Source organism: Geodermatophilus sabuli, assembly GCF_900215145.1.
GTDB lineage: Bacteria > Actinomycetota > Actinomycetes > Mycobacteriales > Geodermatophilaceae > Geodermatophilus > Geodermatophilus sabuli.
Window position 1 is genome coordinate 194,400 of sequence record NZ_OBDO01000010.1, and the last position, 18,491, is coordinate 212,890.

Annotated in this window: 22 protein-coding genes; 9 read left to right on the top strand and 13 right to left on the bottom strand. The window is 75.0% G+C overall.

What is annotated here, in order from left to right:
• Window positions 1-8 precede the first annotated feature (8 nt).
• The 6 genes from CRP39_RS20970 to CRP39_RS20995 all read right to left on the bottom strand — a co-directional run bounded on the left by CRP39_RS20970 (window position 9) and on the right by CRP39_RS20995 (window position 5,697).
• Window positions 9-266 carry an MGMT family protein gene (locus tag CRP39_RS20970; protein WP_097208415.1) on the bottom strand — a complete coding sequence of 86 codons (258 nt, stop codon included), beginning with the start codon at window positions 264-266 and terminating at the stop codon, window positions 9-11.
• Window positions 267-340: 74 nt separating this feature from the next.
• Window positions 341-1,366 carry a hypothetical protein gene (locus CRP39_RS27275; RefSeq protein ID WP_143426717.1) on the bottom strand — a complete coding sequence of 342 codons (1,026 nt, stop codon included), beginning with the start codon at window positions 1,364-1,366 and terminating at the stop codon, window positions 341-343.
• Between the two features lie 82 nt (window positions 1,367-1,448).
• Window positions 1,449-2,033, bottom strand: a complete 585-nt coding sequence (locus CRP39_RS20980; protein ID WP_097208321.1) for a TIGR03086 family metal-binding protein — start codon at window positions 2,031-2,033, stop codon at window positions 1,449-1,451.
• Window positions 2,034-2,162: 129 nt separating this feature from the next.
• Entirely contained in the window at window positions 2,163-3,323 is a 1,161-nt protein-coding gene (moeZ, locus tag CRP39_RS20985) for an adenylyltransferase/sulfurtransferase MoeZ (protein WP_097208322.1), read from the bottom strand.
• Window positions 3,324-3,437: 114 nt separating this feature from the next.
• On the bottom strand, window positions 3,438-4,238 hold the full coding sequence (locus CRP39_RS20990; protein WP_245854007.1) for a DUF3152 domain-containing protein: 801 nt from the start codon (window positions 4,236-4,238) through the stop codon (window positions 3,438-3,440).
• A gap of 406 nt (window positions 4,239-4,644) precedes the next feature.
• Complete coding sequence (locus tag CRP39_RS20995) at window positions 4,645-5,697, bottom strand: alpha/beta fold hydrolase (RefSeq protein ID WP_245854008.1); 1,053 nt, start codon at window positions 5,695-5,697, stop codon at window positions 4,645-4,647.
• Between the two features lie 68 nt (window positions 5,698-5,765).
• On the opposite strand from CRP39_RS20995, the gene CRP39_RS21000 reads away from it, so the two are divergent.
• On the top strand, window positions 5,766-6,416 hold the full coding sequence (locus CRP39_RS21000) for a TetR/AcrR family transcriptional regulator (protein ID WP_097208324.1): 651 nt from the start codon (window positions 5,766-5,768) through the stop codon (window positions 6,414-6,416).
• A 100-nt stretch (window positions 6,417-6,516) separates the two neighbouring features.
• Window positions 6,517-6,753 (top strand): DUF3107 domain-containing protein, encoded by a 237-nt coding sequence (locus tag CRP39_RS21005; protein WP_097208325.1) that lies wholly within the window; start codon window positions 6,517-6,519, stop codon window positions 6,751-6,753.
• A 62-nt stretch (window positions 6,754-6,815) separates the two neighbouring features.
• Here CRP39_RS21005 and CRP39_RS21010 read toward each other — a convergent pair whose 3' ends face one another.
• Window positions 6,816-7,466 carry a ferritin-like fold-containing protein gene (locus CRP39_RS21010; RefSeq protein WP_172442545.1) on the bottom strand — a complete coding sequence of 217 codons (651 nt, stop codon included), beginning with the start codon at window positions 7,464-7,466 and terminating at the stop codon, window positions 6,816-6,818.
• 497 nt (window positions 7,467-7,963) lie between these two features.
• On the opposite strand from CRP39_RS21010, the gene CRP39_RS21015 reads away from it, so the two are divergent.
• From CRP39_RS21015 to CRP39_RS21030, 4 genes are all read left to right on the top strand, one after another.
• On the top strand, window positions 7,964-9,415 hold the full coding sequence (locus CRP39_RS21015; RefSeq protein WP_245854021.1) for a DEAD/DEAH box helicase: 1,452 nt from the start codon (window positions 7,964-7,966) through the stop codon (window positions 9,413-9,415).
• An 81-nt stretch (window positions 9,416-9,496) separates the two neighbouring features.
• Window positions 9,497-10,594 carry an outer membrane protein assembly factor BamB family protein gene (locus CRP39_RS21020; protein ID WP_245854022.1) on the top strand — a complete coding sequence of 366 codons (1,098 nt, stop codon included), beginning with the start codon at window positions 9,497-9,499 and terminating at the stop codon, window positions 10,592-10,594.
• A gap of 42 nt (window positions 10,595-10,636) precedes the next feature.
• On the top strand, window positions 10,637-11,584 hold the full coding sequence (locus tag CRP39_RS21025) for an alpha/beta fold hydrolase (protein ID WP_097208329.1): 948 nt from the start codon (window positions 10,637-10,639) through the stop codon (window positions 11,582-11,584).
• Entirely contained in the window at window positions 11,581-12,444 is an 864-nt protein-coding gene (locus CRP39_RS21030) for an oxygenase MpaB family protein (protein WP_097208330.1), read from the top strand. Before CRP39_RS21025 ends, CRP39_RS21030 begins: the two co-directional genes overlap by 4 nt.
• Window positions 12,445-12,463: 19 nt before the next feature.
• Here CRP39_RS21030 and CRP39_RS21035 read toward each other — a convergent pair whose 3' ends face one another.
• From CRP39_RS21035 to CRP39_RS21055, 5 genes are all read right to left on the bottom strand, one after another.
• Window positions 12,464-13,318 carry a RecB family exonuclease gene (locus CRP39_RS21035; protein WP_097208331.1) on the bottom strand — a complete coding sequence of 285 codons (855 nt, stop codon included), beginning with the start codon at window positions 13,316-13,318 and terminating at the stop codon, window positions 12,464-12,466.
• A 37-nt stretch (window positions 13,319-13,355) separates the two neighbouring features.
• Window positions 13,356-14,213 (bottom strand): PHP domain-containing protein, encoded by an 858-nt coding sequence (locus CRP39_RS21040; protein WP_097208417.1) that lies wholly within the window; start codon window positions 14,211-14,213, stop codon window positions 13,356-13,358.
• Window positions 14,214-14,263: 50 nt separating this feature from the next.
• Complete coding sequence (locus tag CRP39_RS21045) at window positions 14,264-14,941, bottom strand: PH domain-containing protein (protein ID WP_097208332.1); 678 nt, start codon at window positions 14,939-14,941, stop codon at window positions 14,264-14,266.
• Between the two features lie 9 nt (window positions 14,942-14,950).
• The gene (locus CRP39_RS27005) at window positions 14,951-15,109 is read right to left on the bottom strand and encodes a hypothetical protein (protein ID WP_172442546.1); all 159 of its coding nucleotides are present in this window, start codon (window positions 15,107-15,109) and stop codon (window positions 14,951-14,953) included.
• 131 nt (window positions 15,110-15,240) lie between these two features.
• Window positions 15,241-15,864 carry a DUF6758 family protein gene (locus tag CRP39_RS21055; RefSeq protein ID WP_097208334.1) on the bottom strand — a complete coding sequence of 208 codons (624 nt, stop codon included), beginning with the start codon at window positions 15,862-15,864 and terminating at the stop codon, window positions 15,241-15,243.
• A gap of 82 nt (window positions 15,865-15,946) precedes the next feature.
• Between CRP39_RS21055 and CRP39_RS21060 the strand changes: the two genes are divergently transcribed.
• Window positions 15,947-16,378, top strand: a complete 432-nt coding sequence (locus tag CRP39_RS21060; RefSeq protein ID WP_172442547.1) for an NUDIX hydrolase — start codon at window positions 15,947-15,949, stop codon at window positions 16,376-16,378.
• Window positions 16,379-16,394: 16 nt separating this feature from the next.
• Here the strand turns inward: CRP39_RS21060 and CRP39_RS21065 are convergent, their stop codons facing one another.
• Window positions 16,395-16,901 carry a MaoC family dehydratase gene (locus CRP39_RS21065; RefSeq protein ID WP_097208418.1) on the bottom strand — a complete coding sequence of 169 codons (507 nt, stop codon included), beginning with the start codon at window positions 16,899-16,901 and terminating at the stop codon, window positions 16,395-16,397.
• 136 nt (window positions 16,902-17,037) lie between these two features.
• On the opposite strand from CRP39_RS21065, the gene CRP39_RS21070 reads away from it, so the two are divergent.
• The gene (locus tag CRP39_RS21070) at window positions 17,038-17,526 is read left to right on the top strand and encodes a hypothetical protein (RefSeq protein ID WP_245854009.1); all 489 of its coding nucleotides are present in this window, start codon (window positions 17,038-17,040) and stop codon (window positions 17,524-17,526) included.
• A complete protein-coding gene (locus CRP39_RS21075; protein ID WP_245854010.1) occupies window positions 17,523-18,473 on the top strand; it encodes an MFS transporter permease in 951 nt (316 codons plus the stop codon). The genes CRP39_RS21070 and CRP39_RS21075 overlap by 4 nt, the downstream gene beginning before the upstream one ends.
• Window positions 18,474-18,491 lie beyond the last annotated feature (18 nt).

Below are 18,491 nucleotides of genomic sequence, written 5' to 3' on the forward strand. Positions count from 1 at the left end.
ACGGGACGTCAGGGCCAGCCGACGGCGGCGAGGTCCACCCGGCCGTCGCGCATCGGGACGCCCTCGGCGGCCAGCAGCTCCAGCTGGCGCACGCGCACCGGCTCCGCGACCGTGCCGTCGGCCCGGACCACGCGGTACCAGGGGACGGCGCCCCCGCCCTGGGACAGGGCCCGCGCCACCCGCCGCGGCCCGACGCCGACCATCCGGCCGATCGCGCCGTAGGTGCTCACCCGACCGGGCGGGATCGCCTCGACGGCGTCGAACACGGCCTCGTCGACGTCGTGCGCGGACGCGCGGCCGCCCGGGGACGACGGTCCTCCGGGCGGCCCCGACACCACGGTCAGCCCTGGTAGGTGCTGTTCTTCTGCCACCAGTCGGTGAGCGCGGCCAGCTCCTCCTGCGTGCTGCCCGGGGCGTACACGACGCCCTCGACACCGTGCTCGTTGTCGGTCCAGGCGATGATGAGGTTGGTGTCGGTGATGGCACAGGCGACCTGACCACCCACGACACCGCCGACGTCCCAGTCCTGGACGCCCTGGGAGGTCAGGCAGGTCTCCTCCTCGGGTAGCGGGGCGAGCCCCAGCCCGGCGACGTCCTGTTCGAAGACCTGGTCGAGCGCGGCGACGTCCTCGTAGGCGTAGAACTCCGCCTGCGCTCCCGGCAGCGAGCTGATGGAGGGGCAGGCAGCCGCCGCGATGTCGCCGTCGCCGGCCAGCGGTGCCTCCTCGCAGCCGGTGAAGTCCGGCGGCAGGATCGCGAGCAGGTCGTTGCCGTTCCCGGACTGCGGCGCGCTCGACGACGGTGCGCTGCTGCTGGTCGAGGGCCGCGAGGAGGAGCTCGACGAGGCGCTGGTGCTCTGGGCGGCCGGCGTCGGCTCGTCGTCGTCCCCGCCGAGGGTGAGGAAGAGGGTGGCGGCGAGGCCCACGACCACGACCACCGCCGCCACGATGCCGATCACCAGGCCGCGCTTGTCCTTGCGCGGCGCCGGCTGGCCCGGCTGCCCGTAGGGGCCGGGCTGGCCGAACTGCCCGGGCTGACCATAGGGGGGCTGGCCGGGCTGCCCGTAGGGGCCGGGCTGCCCGTACGGGCCCGGCTGCCCCGGCTGCCCGTACGGCGGCTGCCCCGGCTGGCCGTACGGCGGCTGGCCCGGCTGCCCCGGCTGGCCGTACGGCGGCTGACCGGGCTGGCCGTACGGCCCCGGCTGACCGGGCTGGCCGGGTTGCGGGCCCTGGGGAGCGCCACCCGGGCCACCCTGGGGCGGCCCCCAGCCGCCGCCCTGACCCTGCGGCTGGCCCCACCCACCCTGACCGGGTGGCTCGGAGCCGGGCGGGCCGTAGGGACCCTGGCCCGAAGGGGGCTGACTCATGTGCGGTACCTCCAGGTGATCGTCTCCGACGCAGCCTAGAGGCGGTTCCGCACGACGTATCCGCGCGACCCGGTGTCGCCGCTCAGCCGCGCCGGCCGTACCGCGCCAGCAGCCGGCTCTGCGGATCGGCGGTGGCCGCGACGTCCAGCGGCGGGTCGATCAGCCCCGGCACGCCGTCCTCCGGGAGCCGGTCGGCGACCACGAGGCCGGCGGTGACCAGCACCGGGTCGAGCTCGGTGTCCCCGCCGGTGGCCCGCGCGAGATCCCAGGAGTGGACCGTCAGGTCGGCGGTCATCTCCTCGATGTAGTGCGCCGCGAGCAGGGGGCCGCGCGCGAGGTGCACCGTGCGCAGGAGCGCGTGGTCCTCGGCGAACGCGGCCAGGGCCGCGTCGGCCGCGCTCTCCCAGCCGGTGAGCGGGTCGGCGCCGAGCAGGTCCTCCGTCGCGTCGGGGAACCGTCCGTCAACGAGGTCGAACGGCTCGCCGGCGAGCAGCGGAGGCGCCCACAGCGCCTCGTCCACCAGGTGGGCCACGAGATCGGCGACCGTCCACCCCGGCAGCGCCGGGTCCTCCCACTGGTCGGGCTTCACCGCGTCGACCCGGTCGGTGAACGACGCCTGCGCCCGCTGGAAGAGCTCGAGCAGTTCGGCGGGAGAGAATTCGGACACGTCGTCAGTAGACGCCACGAGGGCCCGGACCGCCCCCACGGGGAGCGATCCGGGCCCTCATGACGCACTGGAACGGCCCCCGTCCGGGGCCCCGCCCCGAGCTCGCGGAGGCGGGAGGACGGGGTGCCCTCAGTAGGTGGGCAGCGCCTTGTCGATGCGCGTGGCCCACGCCGTCACGCCACCCTGCACGTGGACGGCGTCGGCGAAGCCGGCGTTCTTGATGGCGGCGAGCACCTCGGCCGAGCGGACGCCGGTCTTGCAGTGCAGCACGATCGGCTTGTCCTGCGGCAGCTGCGACAGCGCCCGGCCGGAGAGGATCTCGTCCTTGGGGATCAGCTTCGCGCCCGGGATCGAGACGATCTCGTACTCGTTGGGCTCACGGACGTCGATCAGTTCGAAGTCCTTGCCGGCGTCCATCATGTCCTTGAGCTCGTCGACGGTGATGGTCGAGCCGGCGGCCGCCTCCTGGGCCTCGACGGAGACGACACCGCAGAAGGTCTCGTAGTCGATGAGGCCGGTGATCGGCTCGCCCTCCGGGTCCTTGCGCACCTTGATGGTGCGGAAGGTCATCTCCAGGGCGTCGTAGACCATGAGCCGGCCGAGCAGCGTCTCGCCGATCCCGGTGATGAGCTTGACCGCCTCGGTGGCCTGGATGGCGCCGATGGTCGCGCACAGCACGCCGAGCACGCCGCCCTCGGCGCAGCTGGGGACCATGCCGGGCGGCGGCGGCACCGGGTAGAGGTCGCGGTAGTTCGGGCCGTGCTCGTTCCAGAAGACCGAGACCTGGCCGTCGAAGCGGTAGATCGAGCCCCACACGTACGGCTTGCCCAGCAGCACGCAGGCGTCGTTGACCAGGTAGCGCGTGGCGAAGTTGTCGGTGCCGTCGACGATGAGGTCGTACTGGCTGAAGATCTCCATCACGTTGTCGCTGTCCAGCCGCGTCTCGTGCAGCCGGACGTCGATCAGCGGGTTGATCTCCTTGATGGAGTCCCGGGCGCTCTCGGCCTTGGAGCGGCCCACGTCGGACTGCCCGTGGATGATCTGCCGCTGCAGGTTGGACTCGTCGACGACGTCGAACTCGACGATGCCCAGGGTGCCGACACCGGCCGCGGCCAGGTACATCAGCACGGGCGAGCCGAGGCCACCGGCGCCGACGGCCAGCACCTTGGCGTTCTTCAGCCGCTTCTGTCCGTCCATGCCGACGTCCGGGATGATCAGGTGCCGGCTGTACCGGCGGACCTCGTCGATCGACAGGTCGGCGGCGGGCTCCACCAGGGGTGGCAGGGACACGGGTTGCTCCTCAGTCACTCGACAGCGGCCCCGCGGGGGCCGGCGTTCGTCGGGACAACAGCCTGACACGCGCTGCTAATCCCACCCGGGGGCGCGGTCCGGCGCACCGCGGTGTCAGGGGTGGGGCCAGGCGTTCTTGGTGCAGCCGTCCAGGCCGAGGGTCTGCTGCTGCATGACCGGCGCGGGCCGGCCGGGTCCTGTGCACTGCTGGTGCCCGTTGCCGAGGGCGTGGCCGACCTCGTGGTTGACGACGTACAGCCGGTAGGTGGCCACGTCACCCTGGTAGTCCGGGACGGCGGTCTCCCAGCGGGCGAGGTTGATGACCGCGCGGTCGCCGTAGCGGCAGGAGGTGTAGCCACCGGTGCCCACCCCGGGGCAGTAGGCCTCCATGTTCCCGGGGCTGATGAGGGTCACCTTGAAGTCGAAGGCGCCGGCGGCGGCCTCTCCCGGCCCGACCCGCTGGAAGGACATCCGCCCACCGTTGCCCCACGAACGCGGGTCACCGAGCGTGCTCTCGACGGCGGCCGCGAACTCGGCGCCGTCGATCCCGATGCCGTCCTCCACCTCGACGACGAACCGCTGCAGCGGTCCGGTGCCGTACACCGGGGAGGTCCCGTCGACGACGGTGACCGTGCCCGCGCCCTGCTGGACGAAGCCGGCCGACTCCGGCGGCGCCGACGCGGTCTCGGTGGGGTCGGCGTCGCCCTGGGCCGGCGCCGGCGGCGCGGTGGACTCCGGGCCGCCGGTCGGCCCGGGCGCGGCCGTGGCCGGGGTGTCCGACGCCGCGGTCCCGGCGTCGGTGCGCGCGGTCGTCGTCCCGCCGAGGAACAGGTCGGCCAGCGTGATGACGGTGGCGACGGCGAGGATCGGGATGGCGTAGGCCCGCCAGCCCCAGCGGGTCACGAAGCGGCGCACCCGCCCGTGGGGGTGGCGCGCCGGCGGCCGATCCCCCAGGTCCCGTCCAGGCGGCAGCGGGCGGGCGATCCGGGGCCCGGGGGCGTCGCGGAGCGTCCGGGCCTCCTCGCCCCCACGGGACGACCCGGCATGCTCGGCGCCGCGGGGCGACCGGGGGACGGCGCTCGGGGCGGCGCGCAGGGTGCTGGGCGGCACCCGGGGCAGGCCGCGGTGCGCGGCATCGGTCCCGGGAGGGCGACGCCGGGCCCCGGAGACCGGCGGGTGCGGTCGTGGGCGCCCGCCCGGCCCGCGGCCGGGAGGTGCGTCCGCGGGGCTCACCCGGCCAGGTTCTCACGGCCCGTGGGTACCGCGGCAGACCTCGCCGGGGACGGCGTGTGCCGGACCGACGCGCGCCCGGGACGTCCCGTCAGTCCGCCAGCGGCTCTCGGGCGGAGGTGGCCGCGACGTCCTCCGCCAGGGCAAGGACCGCCCGCGCCGTCGGCTCCGGGGCCTCCATCATCGCCACGTGCCCGACGCCCTCCAGGAGCAGCAGCCGACCGTCGGGGACGGCCGCGGTCAGCCGCGGTGCGAGCGCCGGGTCGACGAGGCGGTCACGGTCGCCCCAGACGACGAGCGTCGGCGGGCGCAGGGAGTGGGCGGCGCGCCACGCGTTGGCCGGGCCCACCCGCAGGTAGGAGGTGATCAGCCCGCGCATGCTGCGGGTCAGCGCGCGCACCGCCCACGGCTGACCGGCGCGTTCCCGCATCTCCTCCAGCGCCTGCTGCAGCCGCGCCCGCGGGATCCGGCGCGGGTCGCCGAAGCACATCTGCACCATGCCCCGCACCTGCTGCTCCGGCGGAACGGCGGCCATCCGGCGGTCGGCGATCGTCGGGACCCCCGGGAGCAGCAGGAGCATCAGGGTCCGGCTGAACGCCGGCGGCACCCGGTAGACCGGCATCGCCGGGGAGATCAGCGTGAGGGAGGCGACCAGGTCGGGCCGGCGGGCGCTGACGACCAGCGCCGCGAGGCCGCCGAGCGAGTTGCCCACGAGGTGCACCGGCCGTCCGGCCGCCTCGCCCGGCTCGGCGACGATCCGCTCGAGCACGTCGACGACGGCGGCCACGTGCCCGCGCATGGAGTAGGAGCCCCGGGCCCGGGGGTGGGACCGGCCGAAGCCGGGGAGGTCGAGCGCCCACCCGTCGAACCGGACGGCGAGCAGCGCGGCCAGGTCCGTCCAGTTGGTCGACGCGCCACCGAGGCCGTGGACGTAGAGGGCCCGTTCCCGCGCCGCGCCGTCCCCGGCGCCGTCGGCCGGGCCGGTCCACGGCGTGCGGCGCACGAAGACCTCACCGCCGCGCACGAGCACCGGCCCCCCGGGCCACGGCGGCGGCACGTCGGCGACGGAGGGCAGCGGTGCGCTGGACATCCGGGCGGTGCGGACGCCGACCGCTGCGGTGGTGGTGTCGGGCGCCTGGGTCACCCGCCGACGGTAGGTCAGCCTGGTCCACGGCGCGCGAGCCGGTGACCCGCCGGTAACATCCGGACGCCATGTCACTGCCCCGGCCTGCCGCCTCGACCGCCCGCCGCTCGTCCCGGCTCCCCCGCGGAGCGCGACGACTGCAGCTGCTGCAGGCCGCGCAGGAGGTGTTCGTCGCCCAGGGTTTCCACGCCGCGGCGATGGACGACATCGCCGACCGGGCCGGCGTCAGCAAGCCCGTGCTCTACCAGCACTTCCCCGGCAAGCGGGAGCTGTACCTGGCCCTGCTCGAGCAGCAGGTCACGGCGCTCACCGAGCGCGTGCGGCAGGCGATGTCCGGCACCGACGACAACCGCACCCGGGTCGACGGCGCGGTCGGCGCCTACTTCGACTTCATCAACGACGAGGGCGCCGCCTTCCGGTTGGTGTTCGAGTCCGACCTGCGCAACGACGACGAGGTCCGGGAGCTGGCCGACCGCGGCCACCACGCCTGCGTCGAGGCGATCGCCGAGGTGATCGAGGCCGACACCGGGCTGGACCGGGAGCGCTCGCTGCTGCTGGCATCGGGGATGACCGGGCTGGCCGAGACCAGCGCCCGGTGGTGGCTGGACCGCAAGGGGACCGTGTCCCGCGACGAGGCGGTGGCGTTGATGACGGCGCTGTCGTGGCGCGGCATCTCCCGCTTCCCGCGGCTCGAGGGCGGGGAGGCACCCGCGCACTGAGTGCGCCGCGTTCGCTGTCGGCGCACCTGCGCCGCAGGTCGGCGGTTCGTCGGCTGCACTAGCGTGGTGGACAGCCCGCAACTCGAGGAGGCATCCCCCCGTGGAAGTCAAGATCGGTGTCCAACACTCCCCCCGGGAGCTGGTCATCGACAGCCCCCAGACCCCCGACGAGATCGCTGCCGAGGTGGCCAGGGCCATGTCCGGCGCCACGAAGGACGGCCTGCTGACGCTGGTCGACGACCGTGGCCGCAGGGTGCTCGTGCCCGTCGACCGCATCGCCTACGTGGAGATCGCCCAGGCCGACCAGCGCCGGGTGGGCTTCATCGCCGGCAGCTGAACCGGCGTTCCCCCAGCGCGTCCGACGGGGCGTCTCCGCACCGCGGAGGCGCCCTGTCGGCATCAGGGGTTCAGCCCGAGGGTCTTCATCCGCTCGGTGTGGGCGGCGGTGATCCGGTCGATGAGCCGGCCCAGCCCGGCGAGGTCCCCGGTGCCCGCCAGGATCAGCCGGGCGAGGTCGTCGCGTTCGGCGATGACCGCCTGGGACTGCGTGATCGCCTCACCCACGAGGCGCCGTCCCCACAGCGCCAGCCGGCCGGCGACGGTGCGGTGCGCGGCGATCGCCGCGCGGACCTCGCGGACGGCGAAGTCGGCGTGACCGGTGTCGGCGAGCACGTCGAGGATGAGCGCCCGGTCCGGATCGGGCAGGAACGTCGCGATCTCGCGGTAGAAGTCCGCGGCCAGCCCGTCCCCGACGTAGGCCTTCACCAGTCCCTCCAGCCAGGTCCGCGGACGGGTGCTCTCGTGGAAGGCGTCCAGCGCCGCGACGAACGGCGTCATCGCCGTGGTCGGGTCGGCCCCCAGCTCGGTGAGACGGGCGGTGAGCCGCCTGTGGTGGCCGATCTCTGCGGCGGCCATCTGCGCGAGCGCGGCCCGGCCGGCGAGGGTGGGCGCCAGCCGGGCGTCCTCGGCCAGCCGGTCGAACGCCGTCAGCTCCGCGTAGGCGAGCACGCCCAGCAGGTCCACGACGGCGCGCTTGTCGACCGACGTCACGGGCAGCTCCAGGGTTCGACGGCACGGGACGCGCCTGCCCCGGACGGGGTACCCGGGGACTCCCGGCAGCGCGGCGCGGAGAGGCTAACCGGTGCGCACGCTAGGATGGGAATCGGCGAGCCATCTGGTTCGCTTGTGTATCTGTGCGCTGACGACCGCTGGACGACGCCCTCTGGGGCTGTCTCCCGGGCCGATCCGTCGCCCGGTCTGCTGGCCGCGTCGGCGCTGGAACTGATCCCGCGACAACCGACCGGGACAGGTGTGGCGCGACGGGTCCCCGCCGCCGGAGCCGGTCCCCGAGCAGACCAGAGGCGAGAGCACTGACCTCCATCGACAACACCACCCCCATCGCAGCCCCGGAGCTGGAGCGCGCCGAGACGGGCGCGCCCGACCCGGAGCAGCTCGAGCAGGCCGCCGAGGAGCTCGGCGGCGCCCCCGTCGCCGAGGACGCCCCGCTGTTCAGCGACTTCGACGTCCACCCCGACGTCGTCGCGGCGCTGGCCGAGGTCGGCATCACCCGCACGTTCGCCATCCAGGAGCTGACCCTCCCGCTCGCGCTGGCGGGCAACGACCTCATCGGTCAGGCGCGCACCGGCACCGGCAAGACCCTCGGCTTCGGCGTCCCGATGCTGCAGCGCGTCGTCCCGGCGGCCGAGGGCGGCGACGGCGTCCCGCAGGCGCTGGTCGTCGTCCCCACCCGTGAGCTGTGCGTGCAGGTCGCACGCGACCTCGGCACCGCCGGCGCCAAGCGTGGCATCCGCGTGCAGGCCATCTACGGCGGGCGCGCCTACGAGCCCCAGGTCCAGGCGCTGCAGGCCGGCGTCGAGGTCGTCGTCGGCACCCCCGGCCGGCTGCTGGACCTCGCGCAGCAGGGCCACCTGATCCTCGGCAAGGTCCGCGTCCTGGTCCTGGACGAGGCCGACGAGATGCTCGACCTCGGCTTCCTGCCCGACATCGAGCGGATCCTCGGGATGGTCCCGGACAAGCGGCAGACGATGCTGTTCTCCGCGACGATGCCCGGCCCGATCGTGAACCTGGCCCGCCAGTTCATGACCCAGCCGACGCACATCCGCGCCCACGGCAACGACGAGGGCTCGACCGTCCCGCAGACGACCCAGTTCATCTACCGGGCGCACAACCTCGACAAGCCCGAGCTGCTGGCCCGCGTGCTGCAGGCCCGCGGCCGCGGTCTGGTCATGGTCTTCTGCCGGACCAAGCGCACCGCGCAGAAGGTCGCCGACGAGCTGGTGGAGCGCGGCTTCGCCGCCGCGGCCGTGCACGGCGACCTCGGCCAGGGCGCCCGCGAGCAGGCCCTGCGGGCCTTCCGGAGCGGCAAGGTCGACGTCCTCGTCGCCACCGACGTCGCCGCGCGCGGCATCGACGTGACCGGCGTCAGCCACGTCGTGAACTACCAGTGCCCCGAGGACGAGAAGACCTACGTGCACCGGATCGGCCGCACCGGCCGCGCCGGCCAGACCGGTGTCGCCGTCACGCTCGTCGACTGGGACGACATCCCGCGCTGGCAGTTGATCAACAAGGCGCTGGACCTCGACTTCACCGACCCGCCGGAGACCTACTCCACGTCCCCGTGGGTCTACACCGACCTCGACGTGCCCGAGGGTTCCTCGGGCCGGCTGCCCCGGGCGCAGCGGACCCGCGAGGGCCTGGGTGCCGAGACCCTCGAGGACCTCGGCGAGACCGGCAAGCGCACCCGCTCCGGCGGCTCCGGGCCGGCGCGCGCGGACGAGCCGAGGCCGGCCGCGACCCGCTCGGGCCGTCCGCGCCGCCGCACCCGCAGTGGCGGTGCCGCCACCGTTGGGGGCGAGACGCCCGCGGCGACCGACGCCCCGGCCGGTGAGGCCGGCGCCTCCGACGCAGCGGCCGCGCCGCGCCGTCGCCGGCGTCGCCGTGGCGGCGCCAACCGCGGCTCCGCCGAGCCCGCCGCCTGAGAGAGGACCCCCTTGCCCCCCACCGCTCGCAGGCTCGCGGCGGGACCCTGCAAGGGGGCCGGCCGGCGTCCGCCGTTGCGGGTGTGGCTGTGGACGGCGGCCACGCTGGCGCTCGTCGTCGTGGCCGCCCTGCTGTGGCGGGGTTCCGACGCGGCGGCCACCGAGAGCACCACGGCTGGACCGGCCGGCGTCCCCCCGGGGACGCCGGCCGGCGCCGTCTCCGCCGCCTGGACCTCCGCGACGACGACCGCGGACGGCGCCGCGCGGGTGTCCGTGCACGGCGGCCGGGTGGTGGTCGGCGACGAGCACGGGGTGCGGGCGCTCGACGCCGGCACCGGCGAGGAGGCCTGGCGCTACCACCGCGCCAACGCCGTCCTGTGCGACTGGACGCTCGCCAGCGGCCGGGTGGTCGCCGCCTTCCGCACCGAGGACCGCTGCGACGAGGCGGTGGCCCTGGTCGCGGACACCGGGGTGCGCGCCTGGACTCGCAACGTGGACCTGCGTGCGGACATGACCCTGCACGGCACCGACGGGATCGTGCTGGCCTCGAGCCCCACCGGCGTCGTCACCCTCGACCCGGTCGGCGACAACACCCGCTGGCGGCAGGCCCCGACCGAGGACTGCCGGCTGCTCGACGCCGACGTCGGAGCGGCCGGGGTCGTCGTCGTGCAGCGGTGCGCGGACGCACTGCAGCTGCGCCTGTTCGACGGGTACGCGGGCAGCGCCACGTGGACCCGTGACCTGGCCGGGGAGACCGCAACGCTGGCCGGGGTGGACCGGGCGGTCGTCGTCGCGGAGGACGACGGCGTGCACCTGTACGCCGCTGCCGACGGCACCCCGCTTGGCGCGCCGGTGCGCGACGCGGCCGAGGGGACGGTGCTGGCCCAGGGGGTCGGGGACGCCGTCCTCGTGCTGGCCGGCGGCACGCTCACCGCCCTCGACCAGGAGACCGGCGAGCCGCGCTGGGAGACTCCGGCGACCGGGCTGCCGACGGGGGCGGCCGCGCCCGGGACCGCGGTGCCCGTCGCGGATCACGGCGCCGTCGTCGTCCGCGATCTGGCCACCGGCACGGAGCTGGGCCGCTCGGACGTGGCCGGGCTGCGAGGGGGAGGGCTGACCACCGTGATCGGGCCCGTGGTGGTCCTGCAGCTGCCGGACCGTGTGATCGCCTTCCGCTGACCCAGGGCGACACGCCGGTCCGGGCCGGGGTTGACTGGGGCCATGGTCATGCCCGGCGGCCCCGACTCCAGCGCCCCCTTCGCCATCGCCCCCGACGACCTGCGGCAGCTGGCCGAGCACGACGCGCGGCACCGCACCTTCACCGGCGGAGCCGGGCCGCTCACCGCCCTCGACACCGGAGGGGACGGCGAGCGCGGGACCGTCCTCATGGTCGCCGGCTACACGGGCAGCAAGGAGGACTTCGCGCCGCTGCTGCGGCCGCTGTGCGCCGCCGGCCACCGGGTCGTCGCGCTGGACCAGCGGGGTCAGTTCGAGTCGCCCGGGCCGGACGACCCCGCCCGCTACACCGTCGCGGAGCTCGCGGCCGACCTGGTCGCCGTCGGGCGGGAGCTGCGTATCGGGAGCGACCGCCCGGTGCACCTGCTGGGGCACAGCTTCGGCGGGCTGGTCAGCCGGGCGGCCGTCCTCGCCGACCGGACGGTCTTCGCCTCCCTGACCCTGCTCGGCTCCGGACCGTCGCGGCTGGTGGGGCCGCGCGCCGAGCTGCTCGACCACCTCTCCCCGCTGCTGGACGCCGGTGGGGTGCCGCTGGTGCAGCAGACGCTGGAGCATCTGGCGATGACCGATCCGAAGGCGCAGGAGGTGCCGGCACCCACCCGCGCGTTCCTCGACCGCCGGTTCCTGGCCAACAGCGCCGCGGGTCTGCGGGGCATGGCCGACGCGATGACCACCGAACCGGACCGGGTCGCCGAGCTCGCCGGCAGCGGTGTCCCGGTCCTGGTCGCGCACGGCGTCGCCGACGATGCGTGGACCCCGGCCGCGCAGGCGGACATGGCGCGGCGGCTGGGTGCCCGGTACGAGGTGATCCCCGGGTCGATCCACTCCCCCGCCATCGAGAACCCCGCGCGGACGCTGGAGGTGCTGCAGGAGTTCTGGGCCGCGGTCGCCGCCCGCGCCGACGGGAGCCGAGGGGCCTCGGTGTCGTTGTGACCGCCTCCGTGCGCGACTGGACGCCCGAGGAGGACCTGCTCGGGTTCTTCGGCCCCGACAGCGTCACCTGGCGGGTGCACGCCGACCCCGTCTTCTCCGTCGGTGGCCTGCGCGCCCTGCTGCTGCAGGCCCTGCACCCCGTCGCGATGGACGGCGTCGCCACCTTCTCGGAGGGGTTCCGCAGCGACCCGTGGCCGCGGCTGGTGCGCACCGCCGCCTACGTCGACACCCTGACCTTCGGGACGCGCCGGGAGGCGGTGCGCGCCGTGCGGCGGGTGCGTGGCCTCCACCGGCGACTGGCCGGCGTGGAGCCGACCAGCGGTCGCGCCTACCGCGTGGACGACCCGGACCTGCTGTTGTGGGTGCACTGCTGCGAGGTCGACTCGCTGCTCGACGTCGGCCTGCGCGGCGGGGTGGTGCGGATCGCCGACGCCGACCGCTACGTCGCCGAGCAGGTGACCGCGGCCGTCCTCGTCGGGTGTTCCGAGGCCGACGTCCCGCGGACCGTCGCGGAGCTGCGCCACTACCTCGACGGCGTGCGCCCGTCGCTGGCGCTGACGCCGGCGGCCCGCGACGCGCTGCGGCTGGTGGTGACGCCGCCGATGCCGGCGTGGGTGCGGTGGCTGACCCCGGCACGACCGGCGTGGGGCACGCTGGCGACGCTGGCGGTTGCCACGCTGCCGCAGTGGGCCCGGAGGATGTACTCGCTGCCGGGGTTCGGGGTGACCGATGCGGCGGCGACGGCGGGACTGCGCGCGTACCGGCAGGCGATGCTGCGGCTGCCGCAACGGGCCCGGCGCTCCCCGATCGTGTGGGCCGGCATGGCGCGGGTCGGGCAGGCGGTCCCCGTCTCCGCCTGAGCCTCGCGGGCGCGGGCCGTCAGGGTGCGGGCGCGTCGTCCTCGGGGAGGAAGCTCCACGTCTCCCGCGGCGGGGTCGCCGCCTGGCCGGTGGGGCAGCTGGGCCGGAAGTCGCACCAGCTGCACTGCCGCCCGGGCACCGCCGGGAAGGCGACGTCCGGGTCCTCCCCGGCGTCGACCGCGGCGGTGGCCGTGGCGATGTCGGCGGCGATGTCCTCGGCGCGGCGGACGTGGTTGGCCAGCGACCGGTCGGTGTGCTCGAAGGCGGCCACCGTCCCGCTGGGCAGGTGGTGCAGCTCCACGCGGTTGCAGGGCCGGCGCAGCGTGCGCCGCACCCCGAGCACGTAGGCGGCCAGGGCGGGTGACCCGCGGGCCTCGTCGTCGGTACAGACCGCCCGGCCCGTCTTGTAGTCCACGACCACCAGTTCGTCGCCGCGCTGGTCGATGCGGTCCACCCGGCCCGACAGGGCCAGGCGCTCGGTGGTGGCGGCCACCTGGCGCTCGGTGCCGACCGGCTCGTCGGTGGGGTCGAGCCCGGCCACGTAGTCGGTGAGCCAGCCGGCCGCGCGGGCCCGCCACCGGTCGGCCTGCTCGGCGTCGCGGAAGCCGGCCGACGACCAGACCGAGTAGAGCAGTTGCCGGGCCGCCGCGGGCGTCCGCTTGGGCACCGGCAGCTCCCACCAGGAACGCAGCGCGGCGTGCACCCCCGACCCGACGCTGTTGTGCGCCCACGCCGGCCCCTTGGGCGGGGTCGGCCGGTCGACGTACCCGTGCCGGTACCGGCGCGGGCAGTCGGCGAACGCGGCCAGCTTGCTCGGCGTGGCCGGGAACAGCCGCCGCGGCATGCCGGGCATCTCCAGCTGCGCGCTCCCCATGTCCGCCACGCTAACCGCGCGGACCGACGGTCCCGCGTCAGTCGCGGTACGGCGCGGCGCCCGTGCCGGCGGCGAGGAGTGCCTCCCACTGGTCGGGCGCGGTGGTGCAGGCCGCGATCGGCGTCGCCTTGTTGGCGCCGTGGTAGTCGCTGGAACCGGTCACCAGCAGGCCGAGGTCGTCGGCCAGCCCGCGCAGGTGCGCTCGCTCCTCCGGGTCGTGGTCGGGGTGGTCGACCTCCAGGCCGAGCAGTCCGGCGGCGACCATCGCCGCGATCGCCTCGTCACCGACCACCCGGCCGCGCTTGGTGGCCAGGCCGTGCGCGAAGACCGGCACACCGCCGGCGGCCCGGATCAGCGCGATGCCGTCCAGCACGTCGGTGTCGGCCTTGGCGACGTAGTAGGGGCTGCGGTGGTGCAACAGGCTGGCGAAGGCGTGGTCGACGGACTCGACCACGCCCGCCTCGACGAGGGCCCGCGCGACGTGCGGCCGGCCGACCACGCCGCCGGCCGACCGCTCCACGATCTCCGCCCACGCCACCGGGTAGCCGGCCTCGGCGAGGGCGGTCACGATGCGCTCTCCCCGGCCGAGCCGCTCCGTGCGCAGCCGCGCGCGCTCCTCGGCCAGCCCCGGGTGCGCGGGGTCGAACAGGTAGGCCAGCAGGTGCACGCTGATCGGCGGCGCGCCGGCCGGGAACCAGCGGCAGGACAGCTCCATGCCCGGGACGACGGTCAGCCCCCCGGGTCGCGCCGCCTCCGCCTCCGCCCACCCGCCGGTGGTGTCGTGGTCGGTGAGCGCGACGACGTCGAGGCCGGCGGCGGAGGCCGTGGCGAGCAGCTCAGCGGGGGTCTGGGTGCCATCGGAGACCGACGAGTGGGTGTGGAGGTCGATCCGCATCACCGGCCAGCCTGCCGTACCGGGGCCGTTCCCGCCGGGAGGCCCCGCGCTCAGCGTCGGCGTCCGGCCACCCGTGGGGCCCGCGGACGCCGCTGGATCGGCTGGGTGTCCCGTCGTCCGCCCGCGGACCCCGGACGCAGCCGGGAGCGCCGACGTGGCTCGGCGTTGCCCTCGTCGTCCCCGGAGTCCGCGCCGTTGCTACCGAACAGCAGGTCGCTGACCTTGCGGTAGAGGAGGTCGGCGCGAGGCAGGTAGGTGATCTCCGACAGCGCCTGTTGCTGGCCGGCGGACTCGAATCGGAAGGTGCCGTACCCGAGCAGCTGGCCGAACAGCGTCTCCTTGTACGTCAGGTCGGTGATGCGGCGCAGCGGCAGCAGGGCGACCGTGCGCACGACCAGGCCGCTGGTCAGCAGCACGCGACGGTTGGTGACGATGAAGTGCCGCTTCCACCACTCCCCGATCCGCAGGCCCAGGTACACCACGACACCCACGAGCACGAGGAAGCCGGCAGTCGTGGAGACCCGGTTGTCCCGGTCGAGCAGCAGGAGCCACAGGCCCAGGGCGAGGAACGGGAGGGACTTCAGCCCCGGTCCGATCAGCACCGCCCAGTGCCGGCGGGTGGCGATGACCGGCGGCTGCTCGAGCGGCAGCAGGTACTTCTCGGCGTCCTTGCTCCACCGTGGCCGCCGGCCGTCGGACGGTGGCCGGGGACCTGCCGGGCCGGACACGGCGCGCGGCTAGACCAGCGACCCGACGAAGGCCGCGAAGGACGACGCCGCGTCGCCGAGAGCCTCTCCGACCGTCCGGACGATCTCGGCGGAGCTCTCCGGCGCCTGGATGATGTAGAAGATCACGAAGGCGACGACCAGCCAGGTGAGGACCTTCTTCAGGGTCACCACCACCTCCGCGAGTGCGTGTCGGGCCGAGGGGACAGGGGTCCCCACGGCGAGCACCATGGGTAACACAGGTCCCAGGGGTCCCTCCCGGGACACGCCGCCGGGGTTGCAGGCCGATCCGGTCCGTTCCGTCACGTCCCCGGCAGGAGGTGCTCGCTCGGTGGTCCCAGGGGCAGGTCCGGGTAGAGCCGCTCCCGGAGGTCGAGCAGGGTGAGCTGCTCGGCGAGCAGCCAGGCCGCCGACATCGGCCACATGACCAGCCACAACCACACGCCGTACGCCTCCCCCACGAAGGCGGCACGGTCGTCGGAGGTCGGCACCGCCCACAGCGGCGCCCGCTGCCCGGCGGCCTCGACGTCGGCGGAGGACGGCCCGGAGATGACGTCGCCCGGGTCGAGGCCGGGCAGCCCGGCATAGCCGCAACCCACCCCGGTGCCCGGCTCCTCGGCCACGAGCACCAGCTCCGCCGACCCGCCCAGCGGCGCCGGCCCGGCGCAGTCGACGACGATCGCGCGGGCCCCCGGTTCCCCACCCCAGGCCAGGCCGGTGACCGACCAGCCCGTCGGCATGGGGTCCGGCACCCACGCCGGCACGCGGGCGTCGGCGGTGACGGCCGAGATCGCGTCGTGCGCGATCAGCAGCGTGTGGTGCAGCGGCGTCACCGCACCGTGCACGTGGCACCAGGCCTGACCGGAGTTCCCCGGGCGGACGACCAGGCGTTCGCCGCAGCGGGGACAGACCGTGGTGGCAGTCATCGGGCATCACCGTCCTGTGACCGGAGGGGTTCGTCAAGCGCAGCGCCCGGCTGCCGGCTCTGAGCTGCGTACCGTGCCGGGCATGCCGCCCGACCCCGCCGCCCGGCCGACGACACCGGTGGTCGCCTGCGTAGGCGCGGTGGTGCACGACCCGCGGGGCCGGTTGCTGCTGATCCGCCGCGGTCACGAGCCCGGCCGCGGCCTGTGGTCGGTGCCCGGCGGACGGGTCGAGCCCGGCGAGTCCCTCGAGGCCGCGGTGCAGCGGGAGGTCCTCGAGGAGACCGGCCTGCGGGTGCGGGCCGGGGCTCCGGTCGGCCGGATCGAGGTCCCGGGGCCCGGCGTCGTCTACGACGTCGTCGACCTCGCCTGCACCCTGCTGGACCCGGACGCCGTCCCCGTGGCCGGGGACGACGCGGACGCGGTGGCCTTCGTCACCGCGGCCGACCTGGAGCGCCTGGCCTGCACCCCGCGCCTGCTCGAGACCCTGCGCGGCTGGGGCGTGCTCCCGGCCTGAGCGCAGCGACCCGTGGTCAGCGGGGCAGCGGTCCGGGGCGACCGGGCTGCTCGCCGCCCCGGGCCTCGCCGTAGGACCGCTTGGGCACCATGACCTTGCGCCGGAAGACACAGACCACGGTGCCGTCCTGCTTGTACCCGATGGTCTCGACGTGCACGACGCCACGGTCGTCCTTCGACTTCGACTCGGTCTTGTCCAGCACCGTCGTCTCGCCGTAGATCGTGTCGCCGTGGAAGGTCGGCGCCACGTGCCGCAGCGACTCGACCTCGAGGTTGGCGATCGCCTTGCCCGAGACGTCCGGGACGCTCATACCCAGCAGCAATGAGTAGATGTAGTTGCCGACGACGACGTTCCTGCCGAAGTCGGTGGTCTCCGCCGCGTAATGGGAGTCCAGGTGCAGCGGGTGGTGGTTCATCGTGAGGAGGCAGAACAGGTGGTCGTCGTACTCGGTGACGGTCTTGCCGGGCCAGTGCTTGTAGACGGCCCCGACCTCGAACTCCTCGTAGTACCGACCGAACTGCATCTGCTGGCTCCCGGTGTCGACGCTGACGGCGGGGCGCGGACGACCGGCGGGCGAGCCCACACGACCCGGCGGGCCAGTTGCCCACCACGCGGCGTCGGTGCCCCATCTGGACGGGCGCCGATCCTACGATGCCCCGGTGCCACCGGTTCTCCCCGTTCGTGAACCCGGGGAGGCCGGCGTCGCGCACCTCTCCCCCACCGGCCGGGCCGCCCGGCTGGCCGCTACGGCCGTCGTCCTGGCGGTGCTGCTCGGCGGCACCCTGTGGGGCACCGACTCGGACTTCCCGTTCGGCCCGTTCCGCATGTACTCGACGCGGGCCGACCCCGACCGCCCGGTGGTCTCCACCCGCGTGGTCGGTCTGACCGCCGACGGCGCGGAGGTCCGCCTCTCCGGCGGGGAGGTCGGCCTGCGCCGCGCGGAGTTCGAGGGGCAACTGCCCCGCCTGGTGGACCAGCCGGAGCTGCTGACCCTGCTCGCCGAGACCTACGCCGACCACCACCCCGCCGCCGAACCGCTCGTGGAGGTGCAGGTCGTGCAGCGCCGGTACGAGCTCGTGGACGGCCGGCAGACCGGTGAGGCCACCGACAGCGTCCTCGTGGCCCAGGAGCTGGAGGGCGCTCCGTGAGCCGCACGCCGTCGACCGGAGCCCGGCCCGAGCGGACCCGCTCCTCGACCGGCGAGGCACCCGGACGGGCCTCCGGCTGGTGGTTCCGGCCGGTCCCGCTGGCCCGGATCGCGGTCTTCCGGACCATCGCCTACCTGTTCGTCCCGGTCGACGTCTTCCTGACCACGGCGTGGGTACGGGCGCACGCCGGCGTCCCGACCGAGTACTACCAGCCCCTCACCATCGGCCGGCTCCTGCCGCTGCCCACACCGACGTCCACCGTGGTGCACGTCGTCCAGTGGGCCCTGGTGGTGGCGGCGCTGCTGGCGGCCACCGGCCGGGCGCCCCGCCTCCTCGGCACCGCGGTGTTCCTCCTCTACTCCGAGTGGATGGTCATCGCCATGAGCTACGGGAAGGTGGATCACGACCGGATCGCCTACCTCGTCGCGCTGGCCGTGCTGCCCACCATCGGACGGGTGCGGTGGCGGGACCGGCGCACCTCCGAGGCCGCCGGCTGGGCCATGGCGGCGGTGTTCGTCACCGTCATGCTCACCTACTTCCTCGCCGCCTGGGCCAAGATGCGCTTCGGCGGCTGGGACTGGGCCACCGGGTCGACGCTGGCCCGGGCCATCGTGCGCCGGGGCACGGTGCTGTCGGACTGGACCCTCGAGGTCCCCGGTCTGCTAGTGGCCGCCCAGTGGGCGATGCTCGTGCTCGAGTTCGCCGCACCGCTGATGCTGCTCGTGTGGTCCAACCGCGCCCGGGTCGCACTGGTGGTGTTCCTGCTCGGCTTCCACCTGGCGGTCTTCGCCAGCGTGGGGATCATCTTCCTGCCGCACTGCGTGGCGATCCTGTCGATCCTGCCCTGGGAGCGGGTGCCCGACGCGGTCCGGCAGCTGCGCGAGCGGACCGCCCGTGGTCGCCCGGCGCTGGCGCAGCAGTCGGCCGGCGCCGCGCCACCGGGCTGAGCACTCCCCCGTCGGGGC

Coding starts and splice junctions, on each gene's coding strand:
- CRP39_RS21055 (WP_097208334.1), bottom strand. CDS start 15,864: ATGACTGCCACCACGGTCTGTCCCCGCTGCGGCGAACGCCTGGTCGTC.
- CRP39_RS21000 (WP_097208324.1), top strand. CDS start 5,766: ATGTCACTGCCCCGGCCTGCCGCCTCGACCGCCCGCCGCTCGTCCCGG.
- CRP39_RS21040 (WP_097208417.1), bottom strand. CDS start 14,213: ATGCGGATCGACCTCCACACCCACTCGTCGGTCTCCGATGGCACCCAG.
- CRP39_RS27275 (WP_143426717.1), bottom strand. CDS start 1,366: ATGAGTCAGCCCCCTTCGGGCCAGGGTCCCTACGGCCCGCCCGGCTCC.
- CRP39_RS21065 (WP_097208418.1), bottom strand. CDS start 16,901: ATGCAGTTCGGTCGGTACTACGAGGAGTTCGAGGTCGGGGCCGTCTAC.
- CRP39_RS21035 (WP_097208331.1), bottom strand. CDS start 13,318: ATGGGGAGCGCGCAGCTGGAGATGCCCGGCATGCCGCGGCGGCTGTTC.
- CRP39_RS21060 (WP_172442547.1), top strand. CDS start 15,947: ATGCCGCCCGACCCCGCCGCCCGGCCGACGACACCGGTGGTCGCCTGC.
- CRP39_RS21025 (WP_097208329.1), top strand. CDS start 10,637: ATGGTCATGCCCGGCGGCCCCGACTCCAGCGCCCCCTTCGCCATCGCC.